16 protein-coding genes are annotated in these 17291 nt (G+C 42.7%); all 16 read right to left on the bottom strand.

Features of this window, described 5'->3' with window-relative positions; translation table 11 throughout:
* Positions 1 to 16: 16 nt before the first annotated feature.
* The 16 genes from B7725_RS05525 to recN all read right to left on the bottom strand — a co-directional run bounded on the left by B7725_RS05525 (position 17) and on the right by recN (position 17286).
* The gene (locus B7725_RS05525) at positions 17 to 1003 is read right to left on the bottom strand and encodes a GMP reductase (RefSeq protein ID WP_000931191.1); all 987 of its coding nucleotides are present in this window, start codon (positions 1001 to 1003) and stop codon (positions 17 to 19) included.
* A 198-nt stretch (positions 1004 to 1201) separates the two neighbouring features.
* Entirely contained in the window at positions 1202 to 1981 is a 780-nt protein-coding gene (locus B7725_RS05520) for an L-threonylcarbamoyladenylate synthase (protein ID WP_000160503.1), read from the bottom strand.
* A 24-nt stretch (positions 1982 to 2005) separates the two neighbouring features.
* Complete coding sequence (leuD, locus tag B7725_RS05515) at positions 2006 to 2599, bottom strand: 3-isopropylmalate dehydratase small subunit (RefSeq protein WP_084875017.1); 594 nt, start codon at positions 2597 to 2599, stop codon at positions 2006 to 2008.
* 9 nt (positions 2600 to 2608) lie between these two features.
* Complete coding sequence (gene leuC / locus B7725_RS05510; protein ID WP_084875016.1) at positions 2609 to 3991, bottom strand: 3-isopropylmalate dehydratase large subunit; 1383 nt, start codon at positions 3989 to 3991, stop codon at positions 2609 to 2611.
* Positions 3992 to 3994: 3 nt separating this feature from the next.
* Positions 3995 to 4264, bottom strand: a complete 270-nt coding sequence (locus B7725_RS05505; protein ID WP_084875014.1) for a DUF1294 domain-containing protein — start codon at positions 4262 to 4264, stop codon at positions 3995 to 3997.
* Positions 4261 to 5298 (bottom strand): 3-isopropylmalate dehydrogenase, encoded by a 1038-nt coding sequence (gene leuB, locus B7725_RS05500; RefSeq protein WP_084875013.1) that lies wholly within the window; start codon positions 5296 to 5298, stop codon positions 4261 to 4263. The genes B7725_RS05505 and leuB overlap by 4 nt, the downstream gene beginning before the upstream one ends.
* Positions 5299 to 5309: 11 nt before the next feature.
* On the bottom strand, positions 5310 to 6872 hold the full coding sequence (locus B7725_RS05495) for a 2-isopropylmalate synthase (RefSeq protein WP_084875012.1): 1563 nt from the start codon (positions 6870 to 6872) through the stop codon (positions 5310 to 5312).
* Positions 6873 to 7186: 314 nt separating this feature from the next.
* Positions 7187 to 7843 (bottom strand): MmcQ/YjbR family DNA-binding protein, encoded by a 657-nt coding sequence (locus tag B7725_RS05490; protein WP_084875010.1) that lies wholly within the window; start codon positions 7841 to 7843, stop codon positions 7187 to 7189.
* Positions 7844 to 7886: 43 nt separating this feature from the next.
* A complete protein-coding gene (locus B7725_RS05485) occupies positions 7887 to 8519 on the bottom strand; it encodes a copper homeostasis protein CutC (protein ID WP_084875008.1) in 633 nt (210 codons plus the stop codon).
* 93 nt (positions 8520 to 8612) lie between these two features.
* A complete protein-coding gene (locus B7725_RS05480) occupies positions 8613 to 8972 on the bottom strand; it encodes a YbaN family protein (protein WP_001220350.1) in 360 nt (119 codons plus the stop codon).
* Between the two features lie 106 nt (positions 8973 to 9078).
* Positions 9079 to 11166 (bottom strand): type I DNA topoisomerase, encoded by a 2088-nt coding sequence (topA, locus tag B7725_RS05475; protein WP_045617272.1) that lies wholly within the window; start codon positions 11164 to 11166, stop codon positions 9079 to 9081.
* 116 nt (positions 11167 to 11282) lie between these two features.
* Positions 11283 to 12131: a DNA-processing protein DprA gene (gene dprA / locus B7725_RS05470; protein ID WP_084875006.1), complete on the bottom strand. Its 849-nt coding sequence runs from the start codon at positions 12129 to 12131 to the stop codon at positions 11283 to 11285.
* Positions 12132 to 12213: 82 nt separating this feature from the next.
* Positions 12214 to 12843, bottom strand: coding sequence for a hypothetical protein (locus B7725_RS05465; protein WP_084875004.1), 630 nt, complete (start codon positions 12841 to 12843; stop codon positions 12214 to 12216).
* A 144-nt stretch (positions 12844 to 12987) separates the two neighbouring features.
* Positions 12988 to 14811: a translation elongation factor 4 gene (gene lepA, locus B7725_RS05460; protein WP_049505907.1), complete on the bottom strand. Its 1824-nt coding sequence runs from the start codon at positions 14809 to 14811 to the stop codon at positions 12988 to 12990.
* A gap of 78 nt (positions 14812 to 14889) precedes the next feature.
* Positions 14890 to 15618, bottom strand: a complete 729-nt coding sequence (locus tag B7725_RS05455) for a metallophosphoesterase family protein (protein ID WP_000133320.1) — start codon at positions 15616 to 15618, stop codon at positions 14890 to 14892.
* Positions 15619 to 17286, bottom strand: coding sequence for a DNA repair protein RecN (gene recN, locus B7725_RS05450; RefSeq protein WP_084875002.1), 1668 nt, complete (start codon positions 17284 to 17286; stop codon positions 15619 to 15621). It abuts the gene before it with no gap.
* Positions 17287 to 17291: the final 5 nt, after the last annotated feature.

Below are 17291 nucleotides of genomic sequence, written 5' to 3'. Positions count from 1 at the left end.
AGCCGTATAGCCCGTCTTAGTGGGAAGCATCCCCATTCCAGATAGAGTTTTTCACGATCACATAATCAACGTGCTTGAGGTCGGCAACCTTTCGTCCACCTGCGTAGGAAATGGCACTTTGCAGATCCTGCTCCATCTCAGTAAGGGTGTCTTGCAAGTGTCCTTTGGCAGGAAGTAAGATGCGTTTTCCTTCCACGTTTTTATATGCTCCTTTTTGGTATTGAGAAGCTGAACCATAGTATTCTTTGAATTGTTCACCGTCAACTTCAATCGTTTTTCCTGGGCTTTCGATATGTCCTGCAAAAAGGGAACCAATCATGACCATGCTAGCACCGAAACGGATAGACTTGGCAATATCACCATGAGTACGAATCCCACCATCAGCGATAATCGGTTTACGCGCAGCCTTGGCACACCAGCGTAGGGCAGCCAACTGCCAACCACCTGTACCAAAACCAGTCTTGACCTTGGTGATACAGACCTTACCAGGACCAATTCCAACCTTAGTAGCATCCGCTCCAGCATTTTCCAATTCACGCACAGCTTCTGGCGTTCCCACATTTCCAGCAATGACAAAAGTGTCTGGTAATTCTTTCTTGATGTGTTGAATCATAGAAATCACGCTATCCGCATGACCATGAGCAATGTCAATCGTGATATACTCAGGAGCATCAGCCTTGAGTTGGCTAACAAAATCATACTCGTAATCCTTGACACCGACTGAAATAGAAGCAATGAGTCCTTGATCGTGCATGCGTTTGATAAAAGGAATGCGCCCAGCCTCATCAAAACGATGCATAATGTAGAAGTAGCCACCTTTAGCCAGTTGTTCTGCTACGTTCTCATCCAAAATCGTCTGCATATTTGCTGGCACAACAGGTAGTTTAAAAGTGTGTTTTCCAAACGTAATACTTGTATCCGCTTCTGAACGGCTTTTAATCACACATTTATTAGGGATCAACTGAATATCTTCGTAATCAAAAATTGGAAATTCATTTAACATATTGATGTCTCGTTTCTTTTATAATGACCTACCTATGCTTGCGCATCTCTACGCCTTTTCCCGCGCTTCCTTGATTTATTATAAACCAAAGTACAGTTTTTGTCAAATATTTGTAATAATCAAATTATATAGTTCGGTTTTTGCTTCGGAAATAGAAAGAGAAAAAAGAGAGATTAGATTCTCTCCTCTTCTCTAATCTTAATAATACTCACCCTGACGGTAGTCCCATGAGTTAAAGGTATCTGACAAATGCATCATGATTTTATCAATGTCAAGCCCTTTACGGATAACGACTGGTGCTGGCGAGATTGAACGGGCTCCTCCTTGTTCTGGGATGAGTTTACCATCTTTATCAACCATAGAGACCATCACACCTTGCTCGTAGCGAGTTTCAATCGTTTTGTCCGGTTGGATAGATGCCACATAGTCGTCTGCTTCGATGACAAGGTCCACTGCTCCTTCGATACGTTCTCCGATGCCTTCCACCTTACCTCGGTTTCCTTTACCAGATGGGTTTGCTGATGAGGCATAGACCATTTTACCTTCTTCCCAAAGTTTAGCAGCCAACTGTTCACCAGCTTTACCAAACTTGATGACAAAACAGCTTGTACCACGAACGTCTGTCATGAGTTCTTCACGGCCATCACCGTATGCTTTAAGTTTTTCAAAAGCTTCTGGTTTCCAAGGAAGGATACAACCTAGGAGAATGTCTTCGTCCCAATGTTTTTGGTAGAAGGCCTCAATTTCTGGGTTGAGTTGTGCTAAAGCGCGTAGCTCGTCCATGCTACCACAAAGTACAACACCTGGTTTGTTACGGTTACGCTCTTTAGCTTCAAATTTGCGTTCAAGACCTGCCTTATCGCTAGTCATGATAATGTAACCAACTTTTGTGGGGCAAACGATACATCCGCCCTCACCTTTTAAAATGTCATAGCCTTCTTGAGAAAGTGTTCCGTTCCATTGAATGTGTTTTGTCATAGTTCTATTTCCTTTTCTATTTTTCTAATCCTGCCAGTAGGCTGGACGTTGTTTTTCATAGGCAGCAATCAAGTCTTCATACTGCAAAGTAATGCCGATATCATCCAAACCATTTAAGAGCTTGTGTTTCCACTCGCTATCGATTTCGAAAGTGAATTCTCCAACTGGTGAGATGATTTTTTGTTGTTCCAAGTCTACAGTTACCTGATCGGTCGGTTTGAGTTGGGCTAGCTTTTCTCTAACCTTCCTAGGCTGAACGATGGGCAACATACCATTATTGAGTTCATTATTGTAATGAATGTCCCCGAAAGACCCTGCAATCACGACTTTAATCCCATAGTCAGCTAGAGCCCAAGCTGCGTGTTCTCTGGAAGAACCTGCGCCAAAGTTATCCCCTGAGATGAGAATACTGGCTTTGCGGTATTCAGGTCGGTTAAAGACAAAGTCTGGATCCTCAGTGTAGTTATCGTCCAGATAACGCCAAGCATACATGAGATACTTACCAAAGCCTTTCTTATCAATTAACTTGAGAAACTGCTTGGGAAGGATTTGGTCAGTATCAATGTTATCATTCATAAGAGGAACGGTCGTTCCCGTATAAACTGTAAATTTCTCCATATCCTCTCCTTACTGGGCCTCTGGCATTTTCCGAACATCTACGAAGCGCCCTGCGATAGCCGCTGCAGCTGCCATAGCTGGACTGCAAAGATGGGTCTTAGCGCCAAATCCCTGTCTATCTTCAAAGTTGCGGTTACTGGTTGAAGCACAATGGACGCCATCAGGTACCTTGTCGGGATTCATCCCTAGACACATGGAGCAACCTGGGTCTCGCCACTCAAAACCAGCATCCAAAAAGACCTTGTCCAAGCCCAACTTCTCAGCGGCTCGTTTCACAGGACGAGAGCCTGGCACTACTATTGCTGTTAAGTTGGGAGCAATTTTCTTCCCTTTGACAAATCGCGCAGCCAGTTGCAAGTCGCTGAGACGAGCATTGGTACAAGACCCGATAAAGATATAACCTAGTTCAATATCTGCTGGCTTTTGACCTGGTTCCAAATTCATGTAATTGTAGGCTCGCTCATCATTCATATCCTTAATTTCTGGGAAGCTACTATCAAAGTCAACCCCCATAGCAGGATTAGTTCCCCAGGTCACCATAGGTGCCAAGTCAGAGACATCCATCTGGATAACCTTATCATAAACAGCATCACTATCACTGACAAGCGTCTTCCAGTCAGCAACTGCCTCTTCGAAAGCTTCTGGAACACATTCCCGTCCCTTGAGATAGTCATAGGTAGTCTGATCTGGATTCATAATTCCCATCTTAGAACCAAACTCGATGGACATATTGCAGATAGTCATTCTCTCTTCCATGGTCAAAGCATCAATCGCTTGCCCACGATATTCCACCACATAGCCTACACCACAAGCAACGCCATACTTGGCAATCAAGGCGAGAATGTAATCCTTAGAATAAACTCCTTTTTGAGGAACACCAGTGAATTCTACCAGCATTTTCTTGGGTTTGACTTGCCAGAGGGTCTGGGTAGCGAAGACATGCTCGACTTCACTGGTCCCAATCCCAAAGGCGATGGCTCCGAAAGCTCCGTGAGTAGCCGTATGGCTGTCTCCACAGACAATGAATTTTCCTGGTTGCGTCCGTCCTGTTTCTGGACCTACCATGTGAACAATCCCCTGCTTTTCAGAACCGTGGGCCGCATGTTCAATCCCAAACTCCTCAACATTTTCAGCTAGTTTGTCAATTTGCGCTTTAGAAATCACATCTCGAATATCATAGATATTGACCGTCGGGACATTGTGGTCAAAGGTTCCAAATGTTAAGTCTGGCCGTCTCAATCTGCGACCTGCATCTCGCAATCCTTGAAAAGCCTGAGGACTGGTCACCTCGTGGATATAGTGTTGATCCACATACATGAGTTGGGGCTGCCCCTCTTCTCCTGTGATGACATGACGGTCCCATAGTTTATCAAAAATCGATTTTCCTGCCATCCATTACCTCCAAATAAAATATAAGGCTACTAGTGTGGTTACCATCCCGAGAAACCAAACTGTTTTAAAATAACATTTTCGAGTCTTGTGGTGAAAGGTCATTCCTGCTATCCAAGCACCAAAACCACCACAGACAAGTGCTATAGTCAAGAGAATTTTCTCTGGGATGCGCCAAGCACCTCTCCTTGCCTTGGATTTGTCAATGCCATAAATCAAGAAAATCAGCAAATTCCAAATCAAGAGGGCAAGCGTGATTCTTTCATTTATCTTCATAATCTTTCAATGATGGCTTCCGTCATTTCCTTGGTCGAAGCCTGTCCTCCTATATCTATCGTTAAAATTCCTGCTGCCAAACTGGCTTCTACAGCATGTTCGATACGCTCCGCATCCTCATAACGTCCAAAGCTATCTCTCAACATCATGGCAACTGACAAAATCATTGAAATAGGATTGGCAATCCCTTGACCAGCAATATCAGGCGCTGAACCGTGAATAGGCTCATAAAGACTTGGTCCCTTTTCAGAATGACTAGCTGATGGCATGACTCCAAGTGTGCCAGATAGAACGCTTGATTCATCTGATAGAATATCCCCGAAGAGATTCTCCGTCACGATGACATCAAACTTAGCAGGATTGGTAATCATGAGCATGGCAGCTGAGTCCACCAACTGGTGTTCCAAGGTTACATCTGGGAAATCCTGAGCGACTTCCTCAGCTACTCTCCGCCAGAGTTTTGAAGTCGCTAGAACATTTTGCTTATCGATACTAGTAACGATTTTTCTGCGATTGCTTGCAATTTCAAATGCCTTACGAATAATCCGCTCTACTTCTTCATAGCTATAGTCGTTGATATCACGCGCTTTTCGCTCTTCAAGGATATGATCTCCAAAGTAAATCCCACCTGTCAACTCACGCACCACGACAAAGTCTACACCAGCAATTCGTTCCTGTTTGAGTGGTGACAAATGCTTGAGACTGTCAAAGATTTTTACGGGGCGAATATTGGCATAGAGATTGAGTTCCTTCCGAAGAGCCAGCAAGCCTTGTTCAGGCCGAATCGCTGCCCCATCATACTGGGGACTACCGATAGCCGCAAGGAGAATAGCATCTGCTTCTCTACATGCCTTGAGGGTTTCATCAGGTAAGGGATGCCCCACAGCATCAATACCTGCACCTCCAAAAGGTCGCCTATCAATCTCATAGTCAAAACCTGTTTTTGAAGCTAGAGCCTCCAGAACCGCTAAACCAGCTTCCATGATTTCTGGACCGATTCCATCCCCTGCTAGAGCTACTATTTTCTTTGTCATAGCCTTCTCCTTTACACACTAGGCATGTCTCGGTAGGAAACGCTGTGCCCCATCTCACCAGCATTCTCTTTTTGAACAAAGGTATTGGCATTGATATAAGCAATCGCCGAAGCTTTTAGTACATCGAAATCAAGACCTGCTGCGTTAAAGATGGTCTCTGTATCTCTGTTTTCAACAGTGACCAAAACCCGAGCTTGGGCATCGATTCCATCTGTTACCGCATCAATAGTGTAGGATACCAAGCGGACAGATTGGTTAAAGAACTTATCGATAGCGTTAAAGATCGCTTCAACGGAACCTTGCCCTGTCGCATTGAATTCGACTTTCTCACCATCCATATTTGCTAGGCTAACGAGCGCTTCAATTTCATTATCTGCATGGGTTTGAAGTTGCAAATCATCAAAGTGGAAGCCTTCTGGATTTTCAATCATGGTTCCAGCTACCAGAGCTCGAATATCTGCATCTGTGATTTCTTGTTTCTTGTCCGCTAGTGCCTTGAACTTAGCGAAGAGTGGTTTGATATCCTCTTCTGTAAAATCTAGGGCCAATTCTCTTAGTTTTTCAACAAAGGCATGGCGACCTGACAATTTTCCAAGCGGAAGACTGTTACTCTTGACACCGACCAATTCAGGTGTAATGATTTCATAGGTAAGAGGATTTTTAAGAACTCCATCTTGGTGAATACCAGACTCGTGAGAGAAGGCATTACCACCAACGACAGCCTTGTTTTTAGGAACTGGAATACCAGAGAAGCGAGAAACCATTTCTGACGTATTAATGGTTTCATTTAGGACAATACTGGTCTCTGCTTGGTAGTAATCTTGGCGAATATTGAGGGCCACTGCTATTTCTTCCAAAGCAGCATTCCCAGCTCGCTCCCCAATACCATTGATAGTCCCTTCAACACGTCTTGCACCGTTCTTGACAGCAGCAAGGCTGTTAGCCACTGCCATTCCGAGGTCATCATGACAGTGAGGTGAATAGATAATCTGACGATCCGTCTTGATATTCTCAATCAAGTATTTGAAGATAGCTCCGTACTCTTCTGGCGTGATGAATCCAACCGTGTCAGGGATATTGATATAAGACGCACCAGCATCGACCGCTGTTTGAACGACTTGTAGGAGAAAGTCCAACTCTGTTCTAGTCGCATCTTCAGGAGAAAATTCGACGATTTCAAACTTAGAACGTGCATAAGAAACATGCTCCTTAATAGCTTCTAAAATCTCTTCCTTGCTCTTATTGAGCTTATACTTGCGGTGAATCGGACTAGTAGCGATAAAGACATGAACCTGTGGATACTTGGCATCCTTAAGCGCCTCGTAACAAGCATCAATATCAGACTTGACAGAGCGTGCTAGACCAGTTACCGCCGTTTTCTTCAAGACTTTAGCAATCTCCTGCACTGCCTTAAATGAGTCTGGACTAGCAGCTGGAAAACCAGCTTCGATGGCTGAAATGCCCCACTTCTCCAGCTGCCTTGCAATGGCAATTTTTTCCTTGATTGAAAAGTTAACGCCAGGTGTCTGCTCTCCATCTCGAAGGCTGGTATCTAGAAATTCAACTGTTCGCATAAGATTTCCCCTTTTCCAAATATGGTTTTAAAAAAACATCTCGCTCGGAAACCCAAGCGAGATGTTGATTTACTCCCGCTTGGTAAGCCAAACAGGACTAATGCTTTTGCACTAGCCCGAGTACCTCAACAACAAAGCAAATTGATTAAACTTAGCTGTTTTCATGTTTGACTTTCTCCTTCGTTTGATATCTTGTTTAGTATTTTAGCATAGCTAAAAACACTTGTCAATAAAAAATCCATTATTTTCTGAAAATTTCTTCAGTAAAGAATATTTTGCTAATTGAAAGTATTTGAAAACTCAAGTAACTTTCTTTATTTTTTTACAGTCAAGTTCCAACTTCTTTCGATGAGTTCTATCACTTCTTCATCTTGCAAACTATCATCAAGTGTCAGACTAAGCCAGTAGCGTTTGTTCATATGAAAGGCTGGGTAAATCCCCTTTTGTGAAAGCAAGTCAGCTACTTGGTCGTGTTTGAGGTTGACTGCTTCAACTAACCCTTCTCTTCCCTTTTCCAGCTTATCCCATGGGATTCTCATCAAAACAGCATACCATTTTTGATTACCTTCATGGCGTAATACAGCAGTATCAGGAGACTTTTCCCACAAATACTCCAATTGATTACCATACTTTTCCTGAACTTGAGCCATGATACGCTTAGTCTGAGGACAGATAAAATCCTGCACATCAAAGCAAGCCTTCCGAATCTGGTAAAGAATCTCCAAACAAGCCTCACGGACACTTCCGACAAAACTTCCCCTCATACTTTCCATATGTACTTGAGGATAGAGGTCACCCGTCTCTTGATCAAAGACCTGAAAACTCACATTATCAGTAGTGATGGAGACTGTCATGAAAAAGTCACCCTGCAAAATCTGGGAACTGTAGGTCCAGACTCCCTCGTTTTCTATAAAACCGTAGGCACTGGCTTTTTCTTGATTAAACTGATAGGATTTAAAAATTTCAAACATAAGTGAAAACTGCTACCCAAAGCTAGCAGTTCCTTTCTATTTTTTAAAAGACAACCTTAGTTCCATGCAATTGTGTCACGCCCAGCTGTTCGATAAAGGTTTGACGGTTGTCCAAGTCAATCCCCCCACCTGGTAGAATTTCAATTTTACCAGCTGCATGTTCCAAAATTCTGTGATAGTGAGCAAAACGTTTTTCTAGCGAGTCTCCAGACACACCAGCACGAGTTAGGATACGGGTAACACCAACTTGGCTGAGCCAGTCAATGGCTTCCAACTGGTCTTCATCACTCAATTCATCAAAGGCCATGTGAAAGACAATTTCCATTCCTTTAGATGCAGCAATCAGCTTCTCAAGATTAGGCTTATCTAACTTTTTATCAGCAGTTAATGTCCCAAATACAACCCCTTGACTTCCAGCCTGTGCAGTCAAACGAATGTCTTCTAGCATGATCGCTATTTCAAGATCAGTATAGACAAAGTCGCCACCACGAGGACGAATCATAGTCATGATGGTGGTGTCGTAGTTAGCTGCCAGTTCAACCGCCGCCTTGGTCACTCCATAACTTGGCGTTGTTCCTCCTACTGCTAGATTGTCACAAAGTTCGATTCGACGAGCTCCAGCCTGCATCGCTTTTTCAAGCAAGGTCACATTTTCAGCACAAAATTCGTAAATCATTTGATTCTCCTTGATGTTTTCTTTGAATTTATTATATCATATTATTTTAAATATACTTTCATTTTTATCAAGGCAAATAACTACTATTTTTATCTATTCTTTGTCAGGAATGACTTTAAAGAGATAGTAGGTGATAAAGATAGTCAAGGCTCCCAGACCGATTTTGACTGGCAAAAGAGGAGCAAAATAAATAGAAATTCCCATCAAGATATAGATAGATACGATTATTTTTTTCTTTCGTTCTCGCGCAATAGACTTGGTCTCGCGAAAGTCCGCTACATAGGTCTGATAAAGCTTTGTATGATAAAGCCAGTCTTCAAAACGCTTAGAAGATTTTGAAAAGCAAGCGATAGCTAACAAAAGAAAGGGTGTTGTTGGCAAAAGTGGTAGGACAACTCCAATAACAGCTAAAGCCAGTGAAATAAAGCCAATACAGAGATAAATGATACGCATGATTTCTCCTAGATAAATTACTCTCCCTCTAGTTTCGCACACAAGGGGGAAATTTGTCAAGCTTCAAGTAAAAAGAGCCTGAAATTCATTTTCAGGACTCTGCATTTTATTTAATTTTCTCTTCTTCGTAGTCGCCATTACTACATACAACCTGCTTACCACCACCACGGACTTTTTTCTCCACAAGGAAGTGTCCGCATTTTGGACAGTCACGGCCAATTGGTTTGTCCCAGGAAGTAAACTCACATTCTGGGTAACGATTGCAACCATAGAAGATACGATTGCGCTTGGTTTTGCGTTCGATGATTTGTCCTTGATGACAGCTTGGACACTCGACTCCAATCTCTTTGACAATTGCTTGTGTGTGACGGCAGTCTGGGAAATTACTACAAGCATAGAATTTACCAAAACGACCGAGCTTAATCACCATCGGACTGCCACAAACTTCACAGTCAAATCCAGCTGGCTCATCCTTGATCTGGATTTTTTCCATTTCGGATTCAGCCTTGGCTACCTCTTTAGAGAATGGTTTATAAAATTCATCAATGACACGTTGCCACTGCTCTTTTCCAACTTCGACATCATCCAGTTTTCCTTCCATCTCAGCTGTGAAGGTCACATTTACGATATCTGGGAAATATTCAACAATGAGTTTATTAACAATTTCTCCCAACTCTGTTGGTTCAAAGCGTTTAGCTGCCAGACGAACATAGTAGCGTTTTTGGATGGTTTCAATTGTCGGAGCGTAGGTTGACGGACGTCCAACTCCATTTTCCTCCAAGGTCTTGATAAGGGTCGCTTCAGAATAGCGAGCAGGTGGTTGGGTAAAATGTTGCTCTGGCTTGCTATTGACTTGCTTGACCACATCTCCAACAGCCATATCTGGCAACATCTTGTTCTTGTCAGAGTCATTGTAGATAGCAAGATACCCATCAAATTTAACTTGGCTTCCATTTGCCGCAAACTGAACCCCATTTTGAGAGAGCTTAACAGCCATGGTATCAAAGATAGCGCCTGTCATCTGGCTGGCCACAAAACGGTTCCAGATAAGGGTATAGAGCTTAAGCTGGTCTTTGTCCAAGTACTTAGCGATGCTTTCAGGTGTGTTAAAGACACTAGATGGACGAATGGCTTCGTGAGCATCTTGAGCACCTGATGCATTCTTGACCCTGCTACCATGCTTGGAATACTTGCTACCAAAACGGTCGTTAATGTAGCTTGCCGCTTCGTTCTGAGCCACAGGACTGATACGAGTCGAGTCTGTACGCATATAGGTAATCAAACCTTGCACGCCTGATCCGATATTGATCCCTTCATAGAGCTGTTGGGCTACCATCATAGTCTTTCGAGTACGGAAATTGATTTTGTTAGCAGCATCCATCTGCATGGTTGAAGTCGTATACGGTAGGGGCGCATTGCGTTTGCGTTCTTTCTTATCTACCTGGTCTACTGTGAAATCTTTACTAGTCAAATGAGACAAGACTTCTTTGACTTCTTCGTTGGTGGTCAATTTCATCTTTTTGCCATTCATACCATAGAAAGAAGCCTGAAATTGCTTGGTACCCTTCTTAAAGACACCATCAATTGTCCAGTATTCTTCCGGTTGGAAGGCATTGATTTCATTTTCACGGTCAATGATAAGCTTAAGTGCAACCGACTGCACGCGTCCTGCTGATAAGCCCTTCTTGACCTTTTTCCACAAAATAGGCGAAATCGAATAGCCTACCAAGCGGTCTAAGACTCGACGAGCTTGTTGGGCGTCGACCAAGTCCATATCAATCTTGCGAGGTTCTTTAAAAGCATTTTTTACAGCGTCCTTAGTAATTTCATTAAAGACTACACGGTTGGCATCATTCTCGTCCAAGTTGAGAATGTGAGCCAAGTGCCAGGAAATTGCTTCTCCTTCACGGTCCGGGTCACTCGCCAGAAAGACTTTATTGGCCTTTTTGGCTTCTTTTTTCAAGTCATTAATGAGAGGACCTTTTCCTCGGATATTGATATACTGCGGTTCATAGTTATTTTCAATGTCGACCGACATACTGGATTTTTTCAAATCACGGATATGCCCGACACTGGCTAGAACCTTGTAGTTTCTGCCTAGATATTTCTCAATCGTTTTCGCCTTAGCAGGCGACTCCACGATGACTAGATTTTTTTTAACTGTTGATTTTTTCTTCTTTGTTGCCGTAGCCACACTATCACACCTTTTCAAAGTAATAAACTTTATAAAGTGTAAACCATTTTGCCATAACTGTCAAGACTTAGCTACTATATATAGAAGAAAAGTTTATCTGAGGGAACAATTTCTCCTTAAAATTCAAACTCAGCCAGCACATCTTGCCCGCTGGCAATCAGTTTTGCCCCCTCTTGGATTAGGTGGTGACAGCCATCTGAATGGCCATCTAAAATGTTTCCTGGAATAGCAAAGACATCACGACCTTCCTCCATAGCTCGCTCACAGGTAATGAGACTACCAGAACGCATTCTTGCCTCTGCTACAATGACTCCTCGACATAGTCCTGCTATGATTCGATTACGAGCTGGAAAGTGAAATTTCAAGGGTTCTTCACCTGTACCGTACTCGCTAAGTACCAAATGGTGATTGCCAATGTGTTCCTGCAAACGTTTATTGGCGCGGGGATAGAAAACATCCAATCCTGTTCCAATCACTGCAATCGTTCTTCCTCCATTCTGGAGTGCAGCCATATGGGCAGCCGTATCAATCCCTTTGGCTAAACCACTGACCACAATTAACTCGTTTTCCAAACCTTGAATGACTTTCTGGACCGACTTTGCTCCCTGACTAGAACATGAACGACTCCCTACAACAGCAACCTTCGGAAACTTCAACAAGTCTAGATTTCCTTTATAAAACAAGAGCACTGGAGCATCATAAATCTCACTCAGATCCCAAGGATAACAGTCATCAAGAATAGAAAAGGAGGGAAATTTCTGGAACTCCTTCTCCAACTGTGCATCATCTATCTGGAAATAGCGTTCCATAAAAACCGCTGGATTACGGCATCCTGAAATTTCTGCAATATCACCTAGCAAGAGCTCCTGATCTACAGTCTCATCATATTCAAGAACAGTTAGAATCTGTTGATTGGTCAGACCAGCTTTTCTCAATTTGTAAATCTCATAGTTTGTGATCTTCATATACAACTCCATTTCTTTTTCTACTCATCTATCTATTCGTAAAAAAAAATAAAAAGAAGACCAAGGATCTTCTTTTTTTCATTTATTCAGCTTTAGCTTTAGTATTTGACCAGCTACTTTCAATCATCGGTAAGATTGTTTTTAAAGTTTCCCCATCCCCTTCAAGTGAAACATAGCGGATTTTACCATCATTTGATCGGAAAACCCAGGTAACGAGGTATTTCCCTGACTTAGCAATTGCATTGACAACATAGGCTTCATAACCTCCAATGGTCGATTTTGAGCCCCAAACCTTACTGAAATCAGAGCTTTGTTCTTTAGAAGTTAAAATACTAGATGAGACAGTCACAACATCCAGTTTAGCATATTTTTCTTCGCTGATATTAAACTGCTCAGCCTTGAAGGTATTCAGCGTAACAATGTTGATATCTGTTCCATCACAATACTGTATATCATTTCCACCTTCTACTTCATGGAATCGAACCCATGATTTGGGTACCTTGACAAAGCCATACTCATTCGAGCCGATGATTTGCGTCTCTTCCTTTTTCGCTTCAGAAACAGCAGAACTAGAGCTACTTGTTTCCTGACTGCTAGAAGAACTAACAACCGCAGTCGAATTTTCTTCGGTTGCTGTTTGCGACTTATTGGAGCATGAAGCTAAAAAAGCACTAACAGTAACTACAGTACCTAAAATCAATAATTTTTTCATCCTACCACCTTTCCATCTGCATTATAAGAAAAATAAGGACTTCTGTCAAATTCTAACCTAATCTATTCTGTTAGTTTCCAATTTTATCACTATCATTTAAAGCAAAAACTCTTGAAAAATCTTCAAGAGTTTTATTTTATATTTCTATTCTTCATCCATACTTAAGACGCTAAGGAAGGCTTCTTGTGGGACTTCTACTGATCCGATAGCTTTCATGCGTTTCTTACCAGCTTTTTGTTTTTCAAGAAGTTTGCGTTTACGAGAAACGTCACCACCATAACACTTGGCAAGTACGTTCTTACGAAGGGCCTTGATATCCGTACGAGCCACAATCTTGTGTCCAATAGCTGCTTGAATTGGCACCTCAAACTGTTGACGAGGGATGATTTTCTTGAGCTTATCAACGATGAGTTTTCCACGTTCATAGGCAAAGTCCTTGTGAACGATAAAGCTAAGGGCGTCCACCTTGTCTCCATTGAGAAGGATATCCATTTTCACTAGCTTAGATGGGCGATACTCTGACAATTCGTAGTCAAAGCTCGCATAACCACGTGTCGAAGACTTGAGTTTATCAAAAAAGTCAAAGACAATTTCGGCAAGTGGAATTTGATAGATGACATTGACACGATTATCATCAATATAGTCCATGGTTACAAAGTCCCCACGTTTGCGCTGAGCTAATTCCATTACTGCCCCGACAAACTCCTGTGGTACCATGATTTGCGCCTTAACATAAGGCTCTTCAATAGTCGCAATCTTGGTTGGGTCTGGAAATTCAGAGGGGTTAGACACATCCATAGACTCACCGTCAGTTTGGTTAACCTTGTAAATAACAGACGGAGCTGTCATGATAAGGTCAATGTTGAACTCACGCTCCAAACGCTCTTGGATAACATCCATATGGAGAAGTCCAAGGAATCCACAACGGAAACCAAATCCAAGGGCCTGAGATGTTTCTGGTTCAAACTGCAAGCTAGCATCATTGAGTTGCAATTTTTCTAGGGCTTCACGAAGGTCATTGTACTTGTTTGACTCGATTGGGTAAAGTCCTGCAAAGACCATAGGATTCATCTGCTTGTATCCATCTAGCGGTTCTGCTGCTGGATTGCTTGCTAGAGTAACTGTATCACCCACGCGCGTATCTTGAACTGTCTTGATAGAAGCCGCAATATAACCAACGTCACCTGTCGCTAGAAAATCACGACCAACTGCTTTCGGCGTGAAAATACCGACCTCCGTCACATCAAAGGTCTTGCCATTGCTCATGAGCTGAATCTTATCGCCAGGTTTAACCACTCCGTCCATAACACGCACTTGGAGGATAACCCCACGATAAGCATCATAAACTGAGTCAAAAATTAAGGCTTTTAATGGAGCTGAAACATCACCAGTTGGAGCTGGAACTTTTTCAACGATCTGCTCAAGAATCTCTTCAATACCAATACCAGCTTTGGCTGAAGCTAAGACCGCTTCGCTGGCATCCAGTCCGATAACATCCTCAATCTCTGTACGCACACGCTCTGGATCGGCTGCTGGTAGGTCAATCTTGTTAATGACTGGCAGAATTTCCAAATCATTGTCCAAGGCTAGATAAACGTTGGCAAGTGTTTGAGCTTCAATCCCTTGCGCAGCATCAACCACCAAAATCGCTCCTTCACAGGCAGCTAACGAACGTGACACTTCATAGGTAAAGTCCACGTGCCCTGGCGTGTCAATCAAGTGGAAAATATAGGTTTCTCCATCTTTTGCAGTGTAATTGAGCTCGATGGCATTGAGTTTAATGGTAATCCCACGTTCACGCTCAAGATCCATACTATCCAAAAGCTGTGCTTGCATTTCACGACTAGAAACCGTCTCCGTCTTTTCCAAAATGCGGTCTGCTAGGGTTGATTTCCCATGGTCAATATGGGCGATAATAGAGAAGTTTCGAATCTTCTCCTGTCGTTTTTTTAATTCTTCTAAGTTCATGATGCTCTTCCTTTCAGGGTATCTATTAATTATAAATTGTTTTTAACATTTTGACAAGACCATACCCTGCTAGGAGTACTAATCTTCGGCAATAAAACCATCATTTTCGATAAAGTGGTGTTCTGTCATTCCTTGGTCTGTAAAGACGATTCCATGAAGGACACCGCCATAGACAGCTCCTCCATCCATGCCAATCTTGCCATCTTCTGTCATCCAAAGCTCAGCAGTACCTCGGTCTTGCTTCAGCAAACCATAAACCGGTGTATGCCCAAAGACAATGGTTTTTCCAGTATGATTTTCGGCTTCGTGGAATGGCTTTCTGAGCCAGACTTTCTTGTAATCTGTGGTTTCATGCCAATCATCCAAGGTCAAGTCAATACCCGCATGAACAAAGATATACTTGTCTGTCTCTACCACAAATGGCATTTGACGAATAAATTCGACCAAGTCTGCCGCTTCTGTCGCAACACGTTTGGCATCTTCTACGCCATCAACTGGTGCATCCAAGGGACGACCTAGGATAGAGTTAATGGTTGTATCTCCACCATTGCGACGATAATGGTCATAACTTTCTTCTGGATCATCGAGCCAAGTCAGAAACATATACTCATGGTTTCCTGATAAACAGATAGCCCCTTGATTGTCCACCAAGTCCTTGACCATTTCTAAAACACGGCGACTATCTTCACCTCGGTCAATCAAATCCCCTAGAAAAAGCAACTGGGTGTGACCATCCCATGTTTTGAGAAGGTCTTCTAGCATACCTGCTTTCCCATGGACATCTCCAATTACATAATAGTCTGTCATTTATTTCTCCCTCGTTTGCAATAATTCTCTAGCTTGGGTAAGGGCAGCTTCGGTTACATTTTCCCCAGCCAACATTTTAGCGACTTCCTCTACTCGATCTTCTAAAGTCAAGAGACGAACCGTCGACACCGTAGAGTGCTCATCGCTAATCTTCTCAATAAAGAATTGATAATCCGCGATGGCAATCACTTGTGGAAGGTGAGAAATAGCAAGAACCTGACCATGCTGGCCAATCTTATGAATCTTTTGAGCAATGGCTTGGGCTACACGACCTGAAACTCCCGTATCCACCTCATCAAAGACAATACTAGTCTTGCCTTCTTTACGAGAAAAGGCGGATTTAATAGCTAGCATGAGGCGGGATAATTCCCCACCGGACGCAACTTTAACCAAGGGTTTAAAGTCTTCACCCGGGTTAGTAGAAATGTAAAACTCAACTGTTTCATTCCCCTCACGACTAAATTTTCCCTTGCTAAAGCGAACCTGAAATTGTGCCTTCTCCATATAGAGGTCCTGAAGTTCTTGTTTAATCTCTGCTTCAAGCTGCTGGGCCAAGTCATGGCGAGCAGATGCAAGCTGACCTGCCAAATCAACAAGATTAACTTCCAATTTCTTGAGCTCTGCTTCCATGTCTTCGGAAGAAAGGTTATTTCCCGTCAAGAGATTGTACTCATCCGTAATCTTGGCAAAATAAAGCAAGACATCGTCTACAGTCCCACCATACTTGCGGGTAATAGTATTCAGAAGGTCCAAGCGATTTTCGACCTGCATGAGGCGATTGCCATCAAAATCCAAGTCATCAATAATATCTTCCAAACGCTTGGTAATATCTTCTAAAACATAGTAGGTTTCTGATAGAGAACTTGAAATTTCACGGTATTCAGGGTCATATTCTTCGATACTTTCCATGTCATTCATGGCTGAACGGACATTAGCAAGACTGGAGAATTCCTCATTGTCTAACATGCTATAGGCATTGGTCAGCGTATCCGCAATATTTTTATGATTGAGGAGTTTATCTCGTTCTTGGTTGAGAGCCAAGTCTTCACCAGCCTGTAAGTTTGCTGCCTCAATCTCTGCCATTTGAAATTCCAACATTTCGATACGTGCCTTGTGTTCCTGCTGGTTTTTCTTGACTTCCAGAACTTGCTTGCGCATTTTGCGATAGGCATCAAAGCTCGTTTGATAGGTCTCCTTCAAGTCCAAGAAAGCAGCATCACCAAACTCATCCAACATCTGGATGTGCAGTTGAGGACGCATTAACTCCTCTTGGTCATGCTGACCATGGATATCCACAAGGTGTTGCCCAATAGCACGCAAGACAGAAAGATTGACCATCTGACCATTCACGCGACTAACACTACGACCATTTTGCAAAATTTCCCGGCGGATGATAATCTCATCACCCATTTCCAAACCTTGCTCTTCAAAAAGTTCCTGTAAAAGGCGACTATTTTCAACCGAAAAAAGTCCCTCAATCTCTGCCTTTGGCGCACCGTGACGAATAACGTCTGTCGTTGCACGAGCCCCCAACATGAGATTCATAGCGTCGATAATAATAGACTTTCCAGCACCCGTTTCCCCGGTTAAAACAGTCATACCCTTTTCAAAATTGAGGGAAATCGCCTCAATAATGGCAAAGTTTTTTATCGAAATTTCAAGTAACATACTGA

Source organism: Streptococcus oralis subsp. tigurinus (assembly GCF_002096275.1).
Lineage (GTDB): Bacteria > Bacillota > Bacilli > Lactobacillales > Streptococcaceae > Streptococcus > Streptococcus oralis_CN.
The sequence above is the reverse complement of the archived record's forward strand: the minus strand, read 5'-3'. Positions and strand labels throughout refer to the sequence as shown.

What these genes read in the sequence shown, in the direction of transcription:
- B7725_RS05525 (WP_000931191.1), bottom strand. Translation starts at nt 1,003, where the DNA reads ATGTTAAATGAATTTCCAATTTTTGATTACGAAGATATTCAGTTGATC.
- B7725_RS05520 (WP_000160503.1), bottom strand. Translation starts at nt 1,981, where the DNA reads ATGACAAAACACATTCAATGGAACGGAACACTTTCTCAAGAAGGCTAT.
- leuD (WP_084875017.1), bottom strand. Translation starts at nt 2,599, where the DNA reads ATGGAGAAATTTACAGTTTATACGGGAACGACCGTTCCTCTTATGAAT.
- leuC (WP_084875016.1), bottom strand. Translation starts at nt 3,991, where the DNA reads ATGGCAGGAAAATCGATTTTTGATAAACTATGGGACCGTCATGTCATC.
- B7725_RS05505 (WP_084875014.1), bottom strand. Translation starts at nt 4,264, where the DNA reads ATGAAGATAAATGAAAGAATCACGCTTGCCCTCTTGATTTGGAATTTG.
- leuB (WP_084875013.1), bottom strand. Translation starts at nt 5,298, where the DNA reads ATGACAAAGAAAATAGTAGCTCTAGCAGGGGATGGAATCGGTCCAGAA.
- B7725_RS05495 (WP_084875012.1), bottom strand. Translation starts at nt 6,872, where the DNA reads ATGCGAACAGTTGAATTTCTAGATACCAGCCTTCGAGATGGAGAGCAG.
- B7725_RS05490 (WP_084875010.1), bottom strand. Translation starts at nt 7,843, where the DNA reads ATGTTTGAAATTTTTAAATCCTATCAGTTTAATCAAGAAAAAGCCAGT.
- B7725_RS05485 (WP_084875008.1), bottom strand. Translation starts at nt 8,519, where the DNA reads ATGATTTACGAATTTTGTGCTGAAAATGTGACCTTGCTTGAAAAAGCG.
- B7725_RS05480 (WP_001220350.1), bottom strand. Translation starts at nt 8,972, where the DNA reads ATGCGTATCATTTATCTCTGTATTGGCTTTATTTCACTGGCTTTAGCT.
- dprA (WP_084875006.1), bottom strand. Translation starts at nt 12,131, where the DNA reads ATGAAGATCACAAACTATGAGATTTACAAATTGAGAAAAGCTGGTCTG.
- B7725_RS05465 (WP_084875004.1), bottom strand. Translation starts at nt 12,843, where the DNA reads ATGAAAAAATTATTGATTTTAGGTACTGTAGTTACTGTTAGTGCTTTT.
- lepA (WP_049505907.1), bottom strand. Translation starts at nt 14,811, where the DNA reads ATGAACTTAGAAGAATTAAAAAAACGACAGGAGAAGATTCGAAACTTC.
- B7725_RS05455 (WP_000133320.1), bottom strand. Translation starts at nt 15,618, where the DNA reads ATGACAGACTATTATGTAATTGGAGATGTCCATGGGAAAGCAGGTATG.
- recN (WP_084875002.1), bottom strand. Translation starts at nt 17,286, where the DNA reads ATGTTACTTGAAATTTCGATAAAAAACTTTGCCATTATTGAGGCGATT.